The 17,379-nt window shown below is 67.2% G+C and carries 16 protein-coding genes and 1 tRNA gene; 10 read left to right on the forward strand and 7 right to left on the reverse strand.

Going from position 1 to position 17,379, the window contains the following annotated elements; genetic code table 11:
- Positions 1–19: 19 nt before the first annotated feature.
- Positions 20–1,498: a 4-hydroxyphenylacetate 3-hydroxylase family protein gene (locus APZ15_RS20730; RefSeq protein WP_027790925.1), complete on the reverse strand. Its 1,479-nt coding sequence runs from the start codon at positions 1,496–1,498 to the stop codon at positions 20–22.
- Positions 1,499–1,534: 36 nt separating this feature from the next.
- A complete protein-coding gene (locus APZ15_RS20735) occupies positions 1,535–2,083 on the reverse strand; it encodes a flavin reductase family protein (protein WP_027790924.1) in 549 nt (182 codons plus the stop codon).
- Between the two features lie 255 nt (positions 2,084–2,338).
- On the opposite strand from APZ15_RS20735, the gene APZ15_RS20740 reads away from it, so the two are divergent.
- Positions 2,339–3,550 carry an IscS subfamily cysteine desulfurase gene (locus tag APZ15_RS20740; RefSeq protein WP_027790923.1) on the forward strand — a complete coding sequence of 404 codons (1,212 nt, stop codon included), beginning with the start codon at positions 2,339–2,341 and terminating at the stop codon, positions 3,548–3,550.
- A 14-nt stretch (positions 3,551–3,564) separates the two neighbouring features.
- On the opposite strand, the gene APZ15_RS20745 is transcribed toward APZ15_RS20740, so the two are convergent.
- Positions 3,565–4,107, reverse strand: a complete 543-nt coding sequence (locus APZ15_RS20745; protein WP_027790922.1) for a MarR family winged helix-turn-helix transcriptional regulator — start codon at positions 4,105–4,107, stop codon at positions 3,565–3,567.
- A 128-nt stretch (positions 4,108–4,235) separates the two neighbouring features.
- On the opposite strand from APZ15_RS20745, the gene APZ15_RS20750 reads away from it, so the two are divergent.
- Positions 4,236–4,826 (forward strand): nuclear transport factor 2 family protein, encoded by a 591-nt coding sequence (locus tag APZ15_RS20750; protein ID WP_027790921.1) that lies wholly within the window; start codon positions 4,236–4,238, stop codon positions 4,824–4,826.
- Between the two features lie 25 nt (positions 4,827–4,851).
- Here the strand turns inward: APZ15_RS20750 and APZ15_RS20755 are convergent, their stop codons facing one another.
- Both APZ15_RS20755 and rtcR read right to left on the reverse strand, forming a co-directional pair.
- Positions 4,852–5,439 carry an SUKH-3 domain-containing protein gene (locus APZ15_RS20755; protein ID WP_226153348.1) on the reverse strand — a complete coding sequence of 196 codons (588 nt, stop codon included), beginning with the start codon at positions 5,437–5,439 and terminating at the stop codon, positions 4,852–4,854.
- Between the two features lie 5 nt (positions 5,440–5,444).
- Positions 5,445–7,064 (reverse strand): RNA repair transcriptional activator RtcR, encoded by a 1,620-nt coding sequence (rtcR, locus tag APZ15_RS20760; RefSeq protein ID WP_027790919.1) that lies wholly within the window; start codon positions 7,062–7,064, stop codon positions 5,445–5,447.
- A 335-nt stretch (positions 7,065–7,399) separates the two neighbouring features.
- On the opposite strand from rtcR, the gene APZ15_RS20765 reads away from it, so the two are divergent.
- The 6 genes from APZ15_RS20765 to APZ15_RS20790 all read left to right on the forward strand — a co-directional run bounded on the left by APZ15_RS20765 (position 7,400) and on the right by APZ15_RS20790 (position 13,796).
- Positions 7,400–7,472 (forward strand) — tRNA-Cys (locus APZ15_RS20765).
- A gap of 258 nt (positions 7,473–7,730) precedes the next feature.
- Positions 7,731–8,870 (forward strand): slipin family protein, encoded by a 1,140-nt coding sequence (locus APZ15_RS20770; RefSeq protein ID WP_027790918.1) that lies wholly within the window; start codon positions 7,731–7,733, stop codon positions 8,868–8,870.
- A 62-nt stretch (positions 8,871–8,932) separates the two neighbouring features.
- The gene (locus APZ15_RS20775; RefSeq protein WP_027790917.1) at positions 8,933–10,156 is read left to right on the forward strand and encodes an RtcB family protein; all 1,224 of its coding nucleotides are present in this window, start codon (positions 8,933–8,935) and stop codon (positions 10,154–10,156) included.
- Positions 10,157–10,211: 55 nt separating this feature from the next.
- On the forward strand, positions 10,212–11,024 hold the full coding sequence (locus tag APZ15_RS20780; RefSeq protein ID WP_027790916.1) for a nucleotidyltransferase domain-containing protein: 813 nt from the start codon (positions 10,212–10,214) through the stop codon (positions 11,022–11,024).
- Between the two features lie 257 nt (positions 11,025–11,281).
- On the forward strand, positions 11,282–12,430 hold the full coding sequence (locus APZ15_RS20785) for a DUF1176 domain-containing protein (RefSeq protein WP_027790915.1): 1,149 nt from the start codon (positions 11,282–11,284) through the stop codon (positions 12,428–12,430).
- Between the two features lie 61 nt (positions 12,431–12,491).
- On the forward strand, positions 12,492–13,796 hold the full coding sequence (locus tag APZ15_RS20790; protein ID WP_027790914.1) for an XAC2610-related protein: 1,305 nt from the start codon (positions 12,492–12,494) through the stop codon (positions 13,794–13,796).
- A 36-nt stretch (positions 13,797–13,832) separates the two neighbouring features.
- Here the strand turns inward: APZ15_RS20790 and APZ15_RS20795 are convergent, their stop codons facing one another.
- Positions 13,833–14,501 (reverse strand): O-methyltransferase, encoded by a 669-nt coding sequence (locus APZ15_RS20795; protein WP_027790913.1) that lies wholly within the window; start codon positions 14,499–14,501, stop codon positions 13,833–13,835.
- A 132-nt stretch (positions 14,502–14,633) separates the two neighbouring features.
- On the opposite strand from APZ15_RS20795, the gene APZ15_RS20800 reads away from it, so the two are divergent.
- Together APZ15_RS20800 and APZ15_RS20805 are read left to right on the forward strand one after the other, a co-directional pair.
- Entirely contained in the window at positions 14,634–15,929 is a 1,296-nt protein-coding gene (locus tag APZ15_RS20800) for an O-acetylhomoserine aminocarboxypropyltransferase/cysteine synthase family protein (protein WP_021157380.1), read from the forward strand.
- Positions 15,930–16,111: 182 nt separating this feature from the next.
- Entirely contained in the window at positions 16,112–16,837 is a 726-nt protein-coding gene (locus APZ15_RS20805; protein ID WP_027790912.1) for a ZIP family metal transporter, read from the forward strand.
- A gap of 22 nt (positions 16,838–16,859) precedes the next feature.
- On the opposite strand, the gene APZ15_RS20810 is transcribed toward APZ15_RS20805, so the two are convergent.
- Positions 16,860–17,363 (reverse strand): hypothetical protein, encoded by a 504-nt coding sequence (locus APZ15_RS20810; protein ID WP_027790911.1) that lies wholly within the window; start codon positions 17,361–17,363, stop codon positions 16,860–16,862.
- Between the last annotated feature and the right edge of the window lie 16 nt (positions 17,364–17,379).

Consider the following 17,379-nt stretch of genomic DNA (forward strand, 5'->3'; position numbering starts at 1 on the left):
TCGAACGCGATGCGGCGCGTCAGGCGGCGCGCGGCGTCGACAGTTCCTGGTTCAGCGAATAGCTGCCGAGCATCGAATCGACGAGATGCGACGCGCGCTGCCAGTCGTACGTGCGATACGCATGCCCCTTCGTGACGAACGACGCGCCGGCGTAGAACAGTTCGTACTGGTTGTGGCGCGACGCGAATTCGGAGCCGACCGCATCCCACGCGAGCTTGAAGAACTTCACGCGCTCCTCGGACGAGCACACCGGCGACTTCTGCGTCTTCTCGATGATGCGCAGCAGGTCGGGGTTCTCGAAATCGCGCACGCTGGACGGCAGCATGATCATTCCGCCGCCGGCGAGCTCGCGCAGCGTGTTGAGCACCTTCGAATAGAGCTGCTGCGTGACGACCTGCGAGCCGTACAGCATGTTGCGGTCGGGTACGTAGAAGCCGTTGACGACGGCGCCCTTCGCTTCCATCCCGTAGACCCACGCCTCGACCATCGACGCTTCGGCCGCGAGCTGGCCCAGCGTTTCGCGCACCTGCGGGAACGCATTCGTGCCGTTGACCTCGGAGATCTTCAGGCCGAGCCCGACGAGGAAGCGCAGCTTCGTCATCAGGCGCACCTGGCATTGGTAGTTCTGGTACACGTGCGCGGGCGTCGCGTGGAACTGCTTCGCGCACATCGCCGTGTTGCCGGCAACGAAGATCCGTTCCCACGGCACTTTCACGTCGTCGAAATACAGCACCGCGTCGTTCTCGTCGAAGCGGCTCGACAGCGGGTTGTCGAACACCGATGTCGCGTTCTCCTCGTACGACTTGCGCGACAGGATCTTCATCCCCTTCGCGTTCATCGGCACCGCGAACGACAGCGCATACATCTCGTCGCCCTCGCGCAGCGGCTGAATGCAACTGCAGAACACCTCGTTCGCCATGATTCCGCTCGTCGCGAGCATCTTCGCGCCGCGCACCATGATGCCTTCGGCATCCTGATCGACGATGCCGACCGCGAGGTACTTGTCCTCCTGCTCGTGCGCGGCCTTCGACTGGTTCGCCTGCGGATTCACGATCACGTAGGTCAGGAACAGGTCGTTGTCGCGTGCGTAGCGGTAGTAGTCGCGCAGCGCGCCCGCCCGAGCCGGATCGTATTGCTCGAACACGTCGGCGCCCATCACCATGCCGGCAAGACAGGACGCGACGTGATCCGGCGAGCGGCCCATGAAGCCGTAATGCAATTCCGACCACGCTTCCAGCGCGGCACGGCGTTCGACGAGTTCGTCGTAAGAGGTCGGCAGTTGCCAGATCCGGCTGACGCGGTTGCCCGAGTCGGGCGACACGAACGTCATCTTCTCGACGTTCTCGTCACGCGCCTGGTAGTCGTACAGGCTCGCGTAGCTGCGGATCGAATTGCGGAATGCCGCATGCGCGGTCACGTCGCCGACCGGCTGGCCGTTCAGGTAGACCTGCCGCCCGTCGCGCAGCGACGCGATGTGCTGGGTCCCGTTCTTGATCATGATGTCCTCCTGGGTGGAATGAAACGTGGATTGCATTCAGGCAGACGGCGCGTGCATGCCGTCGAGCGTGCGATAGCGGCCGCCGAAGAAGATCAGCGGGCGCCCTTCCGAGCGCGCGCGGTGCCGCGTCACGCGGCCGACGAAGATCACGTGATCGCCGCCGTCGTACTGCGCGTAGGGCTCGCATTCGAACGTCGCGAGCGCGTCGGGCAGCAGCACCGCGCCGTCGTCATCGGCCGCGCCGGCACGCCAGCCCCACTTGTCGCCGTTCGCTTTCGCGAAGCAGTTCGACAGATGCTGTTGCGTCTCGTCGAGCACATTGACCGCATAGCCGCCCGCGCCGGCCAGGTCGCCGAGGCTCAGGCTCCGACGGTCGACCGAAAACAGGATCAGCGGCGGGTCCAGCGACACCGAATTGAACGACGCGACCGTGATACCGATCGGCGCCCCCTCCTTGCGCGGGGCGGTAATCACCGCGACGCCCGTCGCGAACATCGACAGCGCGGCGCGAAAGCGCCGCTGCGCGTCGGCACCCGCACCGGTTCCGGCATGGTTCTCGCTCATCTCGTCCTCCTTGGGTTGCATCGCCTGATTCCGCTGCGGAATCAGGCCCAACAAAGCACCGTTACTTAGCTTTGTTATTTAGCTTTTATTAAATGTAAACACAAAGGCGGGTTCAAGTTGTCGTAAACCCTGACCTAGAAAGCTTTGTTTGAAAGACAACCCTACTGGCGGGATGGGTGTTGCGCGGCGCCCGCGAATGTCCACGTACACTGCGGCTACCCTGTTCCGCGGTGCTTTCGCGCACCGCGGGAGACACCGCTTTCCGGAGCCGCATCGATGCAATCCCGTCCGATCTACATGGACTACAGCGCGACGACGCCCGTCGATCCGCGCGTGGTCGACAAAATGGTGCCGTTCCTGCACGAGCAGTTCGGCAACCCGGCTTCACGCAGCCACAGCTATGGCTGGGATGCCGAGCAGGCGGTCGAGGAGGCGCGCGCGCACGTCGCCGCGCTGCTCGGCGCCGATCCGCGCGAAATCGTGTGGACCTCCGGCGCGACCGAGGGCAACAACCTCGCGATCAAGGGCGCCGCGCACTTCTACCAGGGCAAGGGCAGGCATCTCGTCACGGTGAAGACCGAGCACAAGGCCGTGCTCGATACGTGCCGCGAGCTCGAACGCCAGGGCTTCGACGTCACGTACCTCGACGTGCGGGAAGACGGCCTGCTCGATCTCGACACGGTGCGGCAGGCGCTGCGCGCCGACACGATCCTGGTGTCGGTGATGCTCGCGAACAATGAAACGGGCGTGATCCAGCCGGTGACGGAGATCGGCGCGCTGTGCCGCGCGCGCGGCATCGTGTTCCACTGCGACGCCGTGCAGGCGGCCGGCAAGATCCCGGTCGACGTGAATGCGTTGAACGTCGACCTGCTGACGGTGACCGCGCACAAGGTTTACGGCCCGAAGGGAATCGGCGCGCTGTACGTGCGCCGCAAGCCGCGCGTGCGGATCGAAGCGCAGATGCACGGCGGCGGCCATGAGCGCGGGATGCGCTCGGGCACGCTGCCCACGCACCAGATCGTCGGGATGGGCGAGGCGTTCCGGCTCGCGAAGGAAGAGATGGCGGAGGAAAGCCGCCGGGTCGGCGCATTGCGCGACCGGTTGCTGGCCGGCCTGTCGACGCTCGACGAGGTTTACGTGAACGGCGATCTCGCCCGCCGGATTCCGCACAACCTGAACGTCAGCTTCAATTTCGTCGAAGGCGAATCGCTGATCATGGGGATCAAGGGTGTCGCGGTATCGTCAGGCTCCGCGTGCACGTCGGCATCGCTGGAGCCGTCGTACGTGCTGCGCGCGCTGGGCCGCAGCGACGAGCTCGCGCACAGCTCGATCCGCTTCACGCTCGGCCGCTTCACGACCGAAGCCGAAGTGGACGGCGTCATTGCGCAGGTGCGCGACACGGTCGGCAAGCTGCGCGCATTGAGCCCGCTGTGGGACATGCATCTCGAAGGGGTCGACCTGAATACGATCGAGTGGGCCGCGCACTGAGTGCGGTCGAAGCGTCAGCCTTTTTCCTGGCGCGCGATCAGGTGCGCGAGATCGAGCGTCGCGCGGTCGCCGTTGGTGACGAGGCGGTCGATCACCGAGCAGAGCGCCTTGAATTCGGTCTTCGTCACGCCCTCGAACAGCACGTTGTTGATGCGCTGCTGCGTATCGGTGAGCGCCTTCAGCAGCTTCGAGCCGGCCGGCGTGACCGTGAGACGCATCTTGCGCTTGTCGTCGGGGTCCGGGCGTTTGTCGATCAGGCCGAGCTTCTTCAGCTTGCCCGTCTCGATCGTGACGAATGCGCCGCTCAGGTGCAGGTGATCGGCGAGGCGGTTGACGGTCACGACGTCGTCGTGCGAAAGATGCGAAACCGATACGAGCAGCGAATACTGGATGCCGGTGAGGCCGATCAGCGAGCCGAAGCCGTCGCGTACCGACAGCAGGCGGGCCGCAAACGGCAGCAGCCCGTTGATCAGGTGGCGAAATTCCGTGTCCGTGCCGTCGATCAGGCAGGCCGGGTTGGTGATGGTCAGAACGGACTCCTCTTGCTGCTTGGCCATGACTTCGACGCTCCGTACGGTCATGCGAATTTAGCTTTGAAACGAAATTATACGGCAAAGGCACATGCGCCCCGGGCCAGGTCCGGCCGCTGCGCGTGCCCCCATTTCCCGCTACAGGAGGCTCGTCCATGCCCTTCCCGCTTCATCCCGCGTCGGTTCGCGCGCTGCTCGAATGCTATCTGCGCGCAAAGGACCTGAACCGCCCCGCGTTGATCGCCGACTGCTTCGCGGCCGATGCCGAGCTGAGCTTTTCGCTCGCGAACGACGACATCGATTTTCCGCCGCGCGTGACGGGCGCGGCCGCGATCGCACGCACCCTGGTCGAGGAATTCGGCGAGCGGTTCGAGCGGTGCCGGACCTATTACGTTTGCACGGAGCCCGAAGTCGACCCGCATGGCGTCAGCGAGATGTCGTGGCTCGTCGTGATGCGGCAGAAGGACAACGGCGCGTTGCGGATCGGGCACGGCACGTACCGCTGGCAGTTCACACCCGACAGCGAAGGCGGTGCGCGGATCGCCGCGCTGCACATTCACATCGTGCGCATGGATACGATCGACGATCCGAAGTCGACGAAACTCGACGCGCTGCATGCGGCGTTCGGGTATCCGTGGCTGCCGGCGCACGCGTTCGCGCGCGGACTGGCGGATGTCGCGGCCGCGCAGCCGGAATGGGCATTCCTGGCGTCGTTTCACGAGGCGGCGGCAGCGGCGGCCGGTTGAAACACGGCCGAAGCGCGTCGCCGCATCACGCGCGGGCAAGGAGCTGACGGACCGTCATCACGCGCGGATCGTCGATCGTCAGAACCTCGCCGTAATGGGCAATCGTTGCACGGCGGTCGAGCAACAGCGGAATCGAGACGCGCCCGAGCAGCGTCCGCTCGACCGCTTCGCCGAACGTGAATCCGCACAGATGCACACCGTCGACCACGCAATTGGTCGAGAACACTCGGCCCTGCGCATCGACATAAAACTCGGCGTACCCGAGATCGTCTTCGGCGAAGCCGATCATCGTCGTCCCGAGCGCCTGTTCCCACGCGTCGATCTGGTGATCCTTGCGCGCCAGCGCATGAAAGACGAGCCCCATTCGCGCGCAGGTTTGCCCGCTGGCGGAGGCGCCCACGATCAGCCCGCCGAATTCGCGCAGGATTGCATCTCCCGGATGCTCGCCGTCGCCGGACGACACACGGCAACCGGAGTCGCCACGCCACCCCGAATCGGCAAACAGCGCTTTGACCGACGAAGGAATCACGACCACCACCACCCTGCCGACGTTTGCGTGCACGATACCGCACGCGCTATCCGCCATGCGCGACGCAGGGAATGCATCGCGCATGCCCGTCACCTCGACGCATCGAGCGCGCCCCTCACTCCCTCCCAATCCAGCCCGAACCGCGCGAGATACTTGCGCAGCCTGTCCGCATCGTTCGGCTGCTTCTTGCTCTGCCGCGACACCGCGAACAGCGTGCGCCCCGCTTCCGACAGGCTTGCCGACACGCGGCACACGTCGAGCACGCGTTCGAGCTGCGCACGGTCGAACAGGTCGAGTTCCGCCGCACGCGCGCCGAACACCGCGTCGACGCATGCCTCGGATGATCCCGCGCCGCCCGGCTGCGACCACGTGCGCGTCAGCCGCTCGACTTCCTGTTCGGCAAGCGCTTCGGTAATCCGCCCCGCGTCGGCCAGCGTCGCCATCCGCGTGACCGACGCGGACAGCTCGCGGAAGTTGCCGGCCCACGCCGCACGCGGCGACGCGGCGAACGCGAGGTAGCGCCGCTTCGCCTCGACGTTGAAACGCACCTGCTCGCCCTGCTCGCGGCCGAACCGGTCGAGTTCGAATTCGAGGTTTGGCTCGATGTCCTCGCGGCGCTCGGCCAGCCCCGGCAGTTCGTACGTCCACAGGTTGATCCGCGCATAGAGATCTTCACGGAAGGTGCCGGCCGCCACCATCTGCCGCAGGTCGCGGTGCGTGCCCGCGATCAGTTCGAAATCGCTGGTCGCCTCGACGTCAGCGCCGACCGGCAGGAAACGCTTCTCCTCGATCGCCTTCAGCAGCATCGCCTGTTCGTCGAGCCCGAGTTCGCCGATCTCGTCGAGAAACAGCAGGCCGCCGTCCGCCGCGCGCAGCAGCCCGGCCCGCGCCGACTGCGCGCCCGTGAACGCGCCCTTCACGTGGCCGAACAGCGTCGACATCGCCGCGTCGCCGCGCAGCGTCGCGCAGTTGATCTCGATGAACGGCCCCGCGAGCCGATGGCGGCCGCGCTTCAGCTCGTACACGCGCTTCGCGAGAAACGACTTGCCGGCGCCCGTCGGCCCGACCAGCAGCATCGGCGCGCGCGAACGCACGGCCACGCGCTCCAGTTGCTCGATCAGCGCATTGAAGCGCGCGTTGCGCGTCGCGATGCCGGCCTTCAGGAACGACACCGTCTCGTCGCGCTCGCGCGTGAAGCGCTGCGCGATCCGGTTGTAGCGCGACAGGTCGAGATCGATCACCGACATCGTGCCGGGCCCGCTCAGCCCCTCGTCGGTCTTCTGCGGTGGTGCCGTCTGGGCAAGACGCGCCGGCAGGTAGCGCGCCTCCGCCAGCAGGAACCAGCAGATCTGCGCGACGTGCGTGCCGGTGGTGATGTGGATCAGGTAGTCCTCGCGGTCGAGATCGAACGGGTAAGCGCGCGCGAAATCGTGCAGCGTCGCGTAGACCTCCTCGAAATCCCACGGATCGCGAATCTCCATCGGAACGAGCCGCACGTCGGTGTGCGGCGACACGCGCTCGAGGTCCTGCTTCACGCGGTTCGCGAGACGCGCGTAGTTCGGCGCGTGCAGCAGTTCGAGCCGGTCGACCGGCATGTCGCGCTGCTCGCACAGCGAAATCGTCGGCCGCCAGTTGCGCCAGCGACGCTGCGAGCCGCCGCCCTGGTCGAGCACGGTACCGAGAAAACCGATCGCGACGGTCTTGCGCATGTTTATCCCACAAGATAATAGGCGATCCGATTGTATCGAATATTCGGATCGAGCGACGATCGGATTTTCATGCGCCGCCCGTCACGACAAATAATTTCCCCTTCCATTTCAACGACTTGGAATTTATTTCGCGCATCACGCCGCCCGCTGGCACGCTCCTCGCTAAATAGAAAGCGCCGGATGTCCCGCTGGCCCGCGAGCCAGGGTTCACAAAGCCCTGCTGGTGCGCCGCCGCCGAACCTGGTTCGTCGCGGTCGCGCATGCCGCCATGGGCAGACGAAGGCAAACGGGCGCGTACTGGAACTTCGCCCGGGTTCGAATCCCGGGGCGCCCTCCGTTCGGTAGCTCATTCGGGTAGAGCAGCCGGCGCAAGCCGGTGTGTAGCGGGTTCGAATCCCGCTCGAACGCTGTCCGCAAGGACAGCCTTGTAATGAAAGCAGTACCCGCCGGTGCGGGCCGCAAGGCCCGCCGCGCGTCGGACCGGTTGCGGTTCCGCGCGATCGGCCGGACGGCCGCACGGCCCGCGCGAAGGCGCACGACGACGCGAAGCAGGATGCGTCGCCGCGCACTTCGGCGCCGGGCCTGCGCGCCGCCCGCCCGGTTGCGTCGCCCCGCGATCCGCACGATGCGCGTCACCCGGCGGTCATCGAAGAAAAGGACAAGAATATGTGGATGCGACATGTAGTGAAAAAGAACGAACGCGCGCTGCTGATGAACGAGGGCGATTTCGTGAAGGTGCTCGAACCGGGCGTGTTCAAGGCCTTCGATCCGTTCAAGCGCCTGTCGGTGCAGACCGCACGTCTCGACGCGCCGCTCGCCGATGCGGCACTGGCCGATTACCTGCGTCACGACGCACAGGACGTGCTCGCCCGGCACTTCGTCGCGATGGATCTCGCCGACGACGAAGCCGGCCTGCGCTACGAAGACGACGTGCTCGTCGAGATCCTGGCGCCGGGCACGCGCCGGCTGTACTGGCGCGGCCTGACCGCGCACCGTCTCGAGCGCGTTGATCTCGCGCAGGACAGCATGCTGCCGGCCGCGCTCGTGAAGCGCATCGCGCAACCGGCGCTGCGGGCGCGCGGCGTGGCGGGCCTGGCGGGCGTACTGCTGGCGCAGGTGCCGGCGTACCACGTCGGCGTGCTGAAGATCGACGGCAAGATCGAGCGGCTGCTGGACGCGGGCGTCTCGGCGTTCTGGCGCTTCAACCGCGACATCGCGGTCGAACTCGTCGACCTGCGCGTGCAGGCGCTCGAAGTCGGCGGACAGGAAATCCTGACGCGCGACAAGGTCGCGCTGCGGTTGAACCTGTCGGCGACGTGGTGTTATGCGGACGTGCTGCATGCGTTCGGCCAGCTGCAAAAGCCGGTCGAGCACCTGTATCGCGAGCTGCAGTTCGCCCTGCGCTCGGCCGTCGGCACACGCTCGCTCGACGAACTGCTGGAAGACAAGCAGTCGATCGACGACGTCGTGATCACGCAGGTGCGTGCACGCCTCGGCAACTCGGGCGTGGACGTGCGCAGCGTCGGCGTGAAGGATATCGTGCTGCCGGGCGACATGAAGACGATCCTCGCGCAGGTGGTCGAGGCGGAAAAGTCCGCCCAGGCGAACGTGATTCGCCGCCGCGAGGAAACGGCGGCCACGCGTTCGCTGCTGAACACCGCGAAGGTGATGGAAGAAAACCCGACCGCGCTGCGGCTCAAGGAGCTGGAAACGCTCGAGCGCGTCGCGGAACGGATCGACCGCATCTCGGTGTTCGGCGGTCTCGACCAGGTGCTGAACGGACTCGTCAGCATCAAGGGCGCCTGACGGGCGCAACGGCGCGGCGCAAGTGTGCCGCGCCGCATGAATGAAGGAATCAGGTGAAGCAAATGAGTGCAATGGATTACCAGGTGATGGAACTGGCGAACGGCAAGCCGGTGAAGATGTGGACGCAAGGCGTCGCCGTCGAGGACGAAGCGCGCGCGCAGCTGCGCAACACCGCGCAGATGCCGTTCATCTTCAGCCACGTCGCGGTGATGCCGGACGTCCACCTCGGCAAGGGCTCGACGATCGGCAGCGTGATCCCGACGAAGGGCGCGATCATTCCGGCCGCGGTCGGCGTCGACATCGGCTGCGGGATGATGGCCGCGCGCACGACGCTGACGGCATCCGACCTGCCGGATTCGCTCGCGGGCCTGCGCAGCGCGATCGAACGCGCGGTGCCGCACGGCCGCGCGCCGGGCCGCCGCGATCCGGGCGCGTGGGGCGACCGCACGCCGGCCGCCGTGACCGAATCGTGGAAGTCGCTGCAACCGGGCTTCCAGCGGATCGTCGACAAGTATCCGAAGCTGGAAAAGACGAACCACTACGCGCATCTCGGCACGCTCGGCACCGGCAACCACTTCATCGAAGTGTGCGTCGACGAAGCGGACCACGTGTGGTTCATGCTGCACAGCGGCTCGCGCGGCGTCGGCAATGCGATCGGCAGCCTGTTCATCGAACTCGCGCAGGCCGACATGCGGCAGCACATCGCGAACCTGCCGGATCGCAACCTCGCGTATTTCACCGAGGGCAGCCGCCACTTCGACGACTACGTCGAGGCGGTCGGCTGGGCGCAGGACTACGCGCGGCGCAACCGGCAGGCGATGATGGATGCGGTGATCGGCGCGGCGCGCGGCGTGATCGCGAAGCCGTTCTCGGTCGACGAACACGCGGTGAACTGCCACCACAACTACGTGCAGCGCGAACGCCATTTCGGCGAAGACGTGCTCGTGACGCGCAAGGGTGCGGTGTCCGCGCAGAAGGGGCAGCTCGGCATCATTCCGGGCTCGATGGGGGCGAAGAGCTTCATCGTGCGCGGGCTCGGCAACCCGGAAAGCTTCTGCTCGTGCAGCCACGGCGCGGGCCGGACGATGAGCCGCACCGAAGCGAAGCGCCGCTTCACGGTCGACGACCAGGTGAAGGCGACCCAGGGCGTCGAATGCCGGAAGGACTCGGGCGTCGTCGACGAAATCCCGATGGCCTACAAGGACATCGACGCGGTGATGGCGGCCCAGCGCAGCCTCGTCGAAGTGGTGCATACGCTGCGCCAGGTGGTGTGCGTGAAAGGATAGCGCGGTGCGCGGCCGATGGCCGGCGGCCGCGCGCAACGAGAGAGAAACGACAATCATGAAAACGGAACAACTGACTGCCGTGCGCAGTGCGCACCCGGTCGACCCGGCCGTGCGGGCGCGCGTGATGGCGGAGCTCGCGGAAGTCGAGCGCCGCCACGACGTGAGCGTGCTGTTCGCGTGCGAATCGGGCAGCCGCGGCTGGGGGTTCGCCTCGCCGGACAGCGACTACGACGTGCGCTTCGTGTATGCGCACCGGCGCGACTGGTACCTGAGCGTCGAAGCGCAACGCGACGTGATCGAGCGGCCGCTCGACGACGAGCTGGACGTCAGCGGCTGGGAACTGCGCAAGGCGCTGCAACTGCTGCGCCGCTCGAACCCGACGCTGCTCGAATGGCTCGACTCGCCCGTCGTGTATCGCGAAGACGCGCGCTGGGCGCCGCGGCTCAGGTCGCTGGCGTCGGCGTTCTTCTCGCCGGTGCGCGGGCGTCATCACTACCTCGCGATGGCGAAGAAGAACTTTCGCGGCTATCTGCAAGGCGACACGGTGCGCTACAAGAAATACCTGTACGTGCTGCGGCCGCTGCTCGCGGTGCGCTGGATCGACGCGGGGCTCGGGATGCCGCCGATGCGTTTCGCGGCGCTCGTCGACGGCACCGTGCACGAGCCGTCGGTGCGCGCGGAGCTCGACGCGCTGCTCGCGCTGAAGATGAGCGCGAACGAAAGCGAATACGGGCCGCGCCGGCCGGCGATCCACGCGCTCGTCGAGACGATGCTCGCCGATGCCGAACACGATCGCGAATACAAGCGGCCGTGGGGCGACGTGGCGATGCTCGACGCGTTCCTGCGCGACGTGGTCGACGCACGATGAAAAGCGAACGGCGCGATGCCTGCGGGCATCGCGCCGTTTGCGCATCCATGCACGTGCGCCCCGTGCCGGCCAGCAACGTACGTGCCCGCACACGACGCGCCGCCGCCGCGATCGGCGCCCATTGCGGCGGTATACTCGAAACCGTTCCGCAAAGCGCGCCCCTGCATGCGCCGCTGCCTTCGACCGCCCCGCTTGCTGACGATGCGCTTGCAGTCCGACGTCTTGCGCCCGCCCATCCACAGTCGATACGAACCGTCATGTCGCACCGCCTTTCGCTCGCCATCGCCGCCCTCCTCGCCGTTTCCCCGATCGTTGCCCAGGCCCGTCCGCTCACGCGGCCGCCGGTCGAGCGCGACTTCAAGAACTGGTCGGTCGTCTGCGACAACGTCAATCGTTGCATTGCCGAAAGCCATGCCGACGACATCGACGACTCGCGCACCAGCCTCATCCTGCGCGTGACGCGCGATGCCGGCCCGGACGCGCAAGCCTCGCTCGCCCTCTATGCGTCGGCGCCGCTGGACCTGCGCACCGCACGCGCGGACGGCCGCCCGTTCGATGCGATGGCGGCCCAGTGGCATGCGTTCGGCGGCAAACCGGACGACGACGAAGCACACCCGTTCCGGATCCGCACCGACGATCCGGCAACGGTTGCCGCATGGCTCACCGCCGCGCGCAACGCGCAACTGCTGAGCTTCGGCGATCCGGCGTCGGCGCAAACCGCCCGGACGCCGTTGACGGGGTTGAACGCCGCGCTGCTGCTGATCGACGACACGCAGGGCCGGGTCGGCACGACGACGGCGCTGCTGCGCCCCGGCAACCGGCCCGCGTCGTCGGTGCCGGCCGCGCCGGCACTGCCGCCCGCCGTCGTGCCGGCGCCGGCCGTCGCGGACCTGCCTGCCGGCGGGCAGCGCCCGCTCGTCGACGCGGTGCTCGCGAAGTTCGGCGACGACATCAAGCAATGCGCGGCCGACGTCGAAGACGAAATGTCGGCCAGCGATCGCCGGAAGGCGTCGCGCGCCGTGGCGATCTCCGCCGACGAGGCGCTCGTCGCGATACCGTGCCAGACCAGCAGCATGTATAACCGCACCGACCTGTGGTATCGCGTGCGAAGGACGGCACCGTTCACGCCGACGGCGATGAATTTCGGCGAGAACGCAAACGCGGGGCTCGACTCGGCGTCGTTCGCGAACGAACTGACGGAGGCGGGCTACGACCGCACCCGCGCGACGCTGTCGAGCAAGGTCAGGCTGCGCAGTGCCGGCGATTGCGGCTCGACCGCGTCGTGGATCTTCGACGGCCGGCGCTTCCTGCTCAGCGACATCGCCACGCACGGCACGTGCAACGGCCTGTTCGACGATCAATGGCCACGCCTGTATCGACGCGCCGATGCGCCAGGAAACCGCTGACGCGTGCATCGCACCGAAACACGCCGGCAGTCACACCCATAACAAACCGAGGGGCCGACCCATGCATCTCCCGTTCATCGACGCGTCGCGCAACGCGACCGCGACGCGGCGCACGCGCGGCTGGCGTGCCGCAATTGCGTTCGCGCTGCTCGCCGTCACCGCATTCGCCTTTTCGCCAATGAGTGCGGCACGCGCGGCAAGCACCGACGATACGGTCGAGATCCCGTTCTGGTCGCGCGACTGGGTCGGCACGATCGGCAACCGGCATGTCGAAGTCTCGCTGTCGCGCGTGGCGGGCACGGTATCGGGCTCGTACTGCTACGCGCCCTGCACGTCCGACAAACGCTACCGGCTCGCGCTGAAGGGGACGCTCGACGCGCACGGCGCCACGCTGTCGGAACGCGACAGCGGCGCGAAAGCCGACGCCGATCGCGTAACGGGCACGTGGCGCGTTGCATCGCTCGACAATACGGTGGCCGGCACGTGGGCGTCGCCGGACGGCAAACGCACGCTGCCCGTCTCGCTCGCAACGAAACAGGACGGCAGGCCGTTCCCTTACGAGATCCGCCTCGTCGCGGACAAGCTGCCGGACGACGACGGTTCGTGTAACGACCCGCCGCACGTCGCCGCGATCCGCCTGTACGATCGCGGCCGCCTCGTGCAGACGCTGCAGACCGATTCACGCGGCACCTGCGGCCTGTTCACGCCCGATTTCGCCGACGTGAATTTCGACGGCTGGCCCGACCTGATGCTCGCGCAATCGATGGGCGCGGGCCCGAACATTCCGTACCAGACGTGGATCTTCGACCCGAAGACGCGGCGCTTCGTCGACGCACCGCAGGGGCTGCAGGGCATCACGTCGCCGGAGTTCGATGCCGTGCACCGGATCATCTGGACGAGCTGGCGCGCGAGCTGCTGCGAGCATGGCGTGACGACCTACCGCTGGCAGGGCAACGACGTGAAGGAGGCCGACTCCGCCAGCAGCTACCTGCTGCCGGTGCTCGACGGAAATACGCGCCGCTATTGCTACGTCACGCCCGGCTACGGCGACGGCTACATCGAGTTTCCGCAGCGCATCGAGCAGACCGGCACCGGGCTGCGCTCGACGCTGGGCGCGCTGAAAGACTGCGAGGTGGACGCGTCACCGTGGATGGCGCGCGTGTACATCGACATCTGGAAGCCGGGCGCGCCCGGCCACGCGCCGACGCTCGTCCGCACCGAAAAGGTCGCGTGGAAGCGTACGTCGACCCGCGCCGGCATGAAGTTCTGCCCCGACGTGCCGTTCTACGACAACGGCCGCATCCGCCGCATCGTGCTGCGCGACGATCCCGACCAGTGCAACGACAGGAATCCCGACCAGAACTAGCGCGCGGGTCGACCGCACGCGCGTGCCGCCCTCATGTCACGCGCCGACGATCGAGATCGAGAACCCGTCCCAGCCCTTCTGCCCGACCGTCTGCACGGCCGTCGTGGTGACGTGCGGCGCGGCCGCGAGACGCGCGAACCCGTCGCGCACGCCGGCCACGTCGGGCTCGCGATTGTCGGGATCGGCCACGCGCCCGCCGCGCACGACGTTGTCGACGACGATCACCGTGCCGGGCCGCGACAGCTTCAGCGCCGCGTCGAGATAGACCGGGTTGTTGTCCTTGTCGGCATCGATGAAGATGAAATCGAACGGCGCTTCGCCTGCGTCGACGAGCCGCGCGAGGCTGTCCTTCGCGCTGCCGACCACCACCGTCACGACCTCCGCGAACCCGGCACGCGCGATGTTCCGCGTCGCGACCTTCGCATGTTCGGGATTCAGCTCGAGCGTCACGAGCGTGCCGCCCGGCGGCAATGCGCGCGCGAGCCAGATCGTGCTGTAGCCGCCGAGCGTGCCGACCTCGAGGATCCGCCGCGCGCCGCGAATCGTCGCGAGCAGTTGCAGCAGCTTGCCCTGGTTCGGCGCGACGTTGATCGCGGGCAGCCCGGCCGCGTGGCTCGCCGCCAGCGCGGCGTCGAGCACGTCGTCGGACGGCACGAGCGTCGCGGAGAAATACGCATCCACCTGGTTCCAGTGATCCTGATTCATCGCGCACCCCTTGTTTGCGGAAAGGGCATTCTATGCGCCGCACCGCCATAAGCAACAAACCATTCGTTCTAAGGGCCGCCGCGCACGTGCTCCTATAATCGCTCGACCACCACAACAACAGACGGAGCACCCATGACCGATCAGGCCTCTTCGAACTGGCGCCTCGAAACCATCGCCGTGCACGGCGGTTATCGTCCCGACCCGACCACGCGCGCGGTCGCCGTACCGATCTACCAGACCGTTGCGTACGCATTCGACGACACGCAGCACGGCGCCGACCTGTTCGACCTGAAGGTGCAGGGCAACATCTACACGCGGATCATGAACCCGACGACGGACGTACTCGAGCAGCGTATCGCCGCGCTCGAGGGCGGCATCGGCGCGCTCGCGCTCGCATCGGGACAATCGGCCGTCACGTACGCGATCCAGACGATCGCCGAGGCCGGCGACAACATCGTGTCCGCGAGTTCGCTGTACGGCGGCACCTACAACCTGTTCGCGCATACGCTGCCGCAATACGGGATCACGACGCGTTTCGCCGATCCGCGCGACCCCGCGTCGTTCGAGCCGCTGATCGATGCGCGCACGAAGGCGATCTTCGCGGAATCGGTCGGCAACCCGCTCGGCAACGTCACCGACATCGCCGCGCTCGCGGAAGTCGCGCATCGCCACGGCATCCCGCTGATCGTCGACAACACGGTGCCGTCGCCGTATCTGCTGCGCCCGTTCGAGCACGGCGCGGACATCGTCGTGCATTCGCTGACGAAGTATCTCGGCGGGCACGGCACGAGCCTGGGCGGCGCGATCGTCGATTCGGGCAAGTTCCCGTGGGCCGAGCATGCGGACCGCTTCAAGCGGCTGAACGAGCCCGACGTCAGCTATCACGGCGTCGTCTACACGGAAGCATTCGGGCCGGCCGCCTATATCGGCCGCGCGCGCGTGGTGCCGCTGCGCAACATGGGCGCGGCCATCTCGCCGTTCAATGCCTTCCAGATCCTGCAGGGCATCGAAACGCTGGCGCTGCGCGTCGAGCGGATCAGCGACAACGCGCTGAAGATCGCGCAGCATCTCGCGCGTCACGAGCAGGTCGAATGGGTGAACTATGCGGGCCTGCCCGATCACCCCGACCATCCGCTGGTCGCGCGCTACCTGTCGGGCCGTGCGCCGGGCATCCTGACGTTCGGCGTGAAGGGCGGCCGCGACGGCGGAGCGAAGTTCCAGGACGCGCTGAAGCTGTTCACGCGGCTCGTCAACATCGGCGACACGAAATCGCTCGCGACGCACCCGGCATCGACGACGCACCGGCAACTGTCGCCGGCCGAACTCGCGAAGGCCGGCGTGAAGGAAGAAACGGTGCGGCTGTCGATCGGCATCGAACATATCGACGACCTGCTCGCCGATCTCGACCAGGCGCTCGCGCAGGTGTGACCGGCACGGGCGCGCCGGCTTGCCGGTGCGCCCTGCATCGAATGTGTTGACCTTGAAGCGGCTTCAGGGTGTTCAATCCCCGGTTGATGCCGGGGCAACGCCCGGCGTGCATGAACCGTACCCTGCGGCCGGGCAGCCGGACGCCGAGCCCGCTGCGGTACGCCAACCGTTCGAGAGGCCTCATGACACCGACCGCGAAGCTTGCGCTACTGACGTTACCGCCCGTGCTGGCGGCCTGTTTCGGCGCACTCGCCGCCGCGTGGCGCGCCCCCGGCCCGACAACGTCGAGCGTCATCCAGCATTTCACCGGCGGCATCGTGTTCGCGGCCGCGGCGCTCGAACTGCTGCCGCAAGATCGCGCGCATGCGCTGTTTCCGGTCGTCGTCGGCTTCGTGCTCGGCATCGGGCTGATGCTCGCGATCCGTGCGCTGTCCGGCGCGATCGAGACGCGCTTCGAGGACGCGCGGCTGCCCGTGAGCCTCGTGATCGTCACCGCGATCGACCTCGTCATCGACGGCCTCGTGCTCGGCATCGCCTTCTCCGCGAGCGACGAAAGCGGCATCATCCTGACCGTCGCGCTGACGCTCGAGGTGCTGTTCCTCGCGCTGTCGGTCAGCGCCGCGCTCGCGGCCGCCGGCATTGGCCGCATGCTGTCGATCGTCGTGCCGGTCGGGCTCGCGGCACTGCTGAGCATCGCGGCCGTTGCCGGCAACGCGGCGTTCGCAGGGCTTCCCGCCAATATCTACGCGGCGCTGCTCGGGCTCGGCACCGTCGCGCTGCTGTACCTCGTCACCGAGGAACTGCTGGTCGAAGCGCACGAGGTACCCGAAACGCCGTTTGCGACGGCCGCGTTCTTCATCGGCTTCATCGTGTTCTTCCTGATCGAAGGATCGGTGAAGGCCGGATAAGCCGGCCGCGGCCGCGCGCCGGTTACCACGTCGTCGCGCCCGTCGGATACGTGTCGACGATGCGCGTGCCGTTGACCGGCGTCACGCCTTCGTTGCGCAGCGCGGCCCACAGGTCGATCGCATGTTCGCGCGACTTGCGGCTGCCGTCGTCGGTCAGCACGTTCAGTGCGATCACCTCGTCGCGGGTCGTCAGTTGCAGTTGCTCCTTCAGCTTGCGTGACTGATGCGACGCGGTGCGGATATCGCCGAGCAGGATCCGCTTCTCCGCGACATCCTGCCCGCCGCCTGCATCGGCCGGCACGAACGTCAGCCGCCCGCTTCCGACCTCGCATTGCCCGCGCGTGAACGTCGCGCTCCACTCGCCGGCCGGCACGGTCGCGAGTTCGCAGCGCATCCGCTCGTTCGCGCGGCGGCCGACCTCGTGCGCCGGCGCGTGCGACAGCGCGCGTTCCGGCCAGCCGGCCGCCATCGCAGCCGTCGACATCAGGCACGCCGCGAGCACGATTCCTTTCGCGAAATGGCGCATGGCACTCTCCTCTTCG

Origin of the sequence: Burkholderia cepacia ATCC 25416 (assembly GCF_001411495.1) — a bacterium.
GTDB classification, from domain to species: Bacteria; Pseudomonadota; Gammaproteobacteria; order Burkholderiales; family Burkholderiaceae; genus Burkholderia; species Burkholderia cepacia.

Bases quoted from the DNA above. Each gene is read 5' to 3' on its own strand.
- APZ15_RS20730 (WP_027790925.1), bottom strand. From the start codon at position 1,498: ATGATCAAGAACGGGACCCAGCACATCGCGTCGCTGCGCGACGGGCGG.
- APZ15_RS20735 (WP_027790924.1), bottom strand. From the start codon at position 2,083: ATGCAACCCAAGGAGGACGAGATGAGCGAGAACCATGCCGGAACCGGT.
- APZ15_RS20740 (WP_027790923.1), top strand. From the start codon at position 2,339: ATGCAATCCCGTCCGATCTACATGGACTACAGCGCGACGACGCCCGTC.
- APZ15_RS20745 (WP_027790922.1), bottom strand. From the start codon at position 4,107: ATGGCCAAGCAGCAAGAGGAGTCCGTTCTGACCATCACCAACCCGGCC.
- APZ15_RS20750 (WP_027790921.1), top strand. From the start codon at position 4,236: ATGCCCTTCCCGCTTCATCCCGCGTCGGTTCGCGCGCTGCTCGAATGC.
- APZ15_RS20755 (WP_226153348.1), bottom strand. From the start codon at position 5,439: ATGCGCGATGCATTCCCTGCGTCGCGCATGGCGGATAGCGCGTGCGGT.
- rtcR (WP_027790919.1), bottom strand. From the start codon at position 7,064: ATGCGCAAGACCGTCGCGATCGGTTTTCTCGGTACCGTGCTCGACCAG.
- APZ15_RS20770 (WP_027790918.1), top strand. From the start codon at position 7,731: ATGTGGATGCGACATGTAGTGAAAAAGAACGAACGCGCGCTGCTGATG.
- APZ15_RS20775 (WP_027790917.1), top strand. From the start codon at position 8,933: ATGAGTGCAATGGATTACCAGGTGATGGAACTGGCGAACGGCAAGCCG.
- APZ15_RS20780 (WP_027790916.1), top strand. From the start codon at position 10,212: ATGAAAACGGAACAACTGACTGCCGTGCGCAGTGCGCACCCGGTCGAC.
- APZ15_RS20785 (WP_027790915.1), top strand. From the start codon at position 11,282: ATGTCGCACCGCCTTTCGCTCGCCATCGCCGCCCTCCTCGCCGTTTCC.
- APZ15_RS20790 (WP_027790914.1), top strand. From the start codon at position 12,492: ATGCATCTCCCGTTCATCGACGCGTCGCGCAACGCGACCGCGACGCGG.
- APZ15_RS20795 (WP_027790913.1), bottom strand. From the start codon at position 14,501: ATGAATCAGGATCACTGGAACCAGGTGGATGCGTATTTCTCCGCGACG.
- APZ15_RS20800 (WP_021157380.1), top strand. From the start codon at position 14,634: ATGACCGATCAGGCCTCTTCGAACTGGCGCCTCGAAACCATCGCCGTG.
- APZ15_RS20805 (WP_027790912.1), top strand. From the start codon at position 16,112: ATGACACCGACCGCGAAGCTTGCGCTACTGACGTTACCGCCCGTGCTG.
- APZ15_RS20810 (WP_027790911.1), bottom strand. From the start codon at position 17,363: ATGCGCCATTTCGCGAAAGGAATCGTGCTCGCGGCGTGCCTGATGTCG.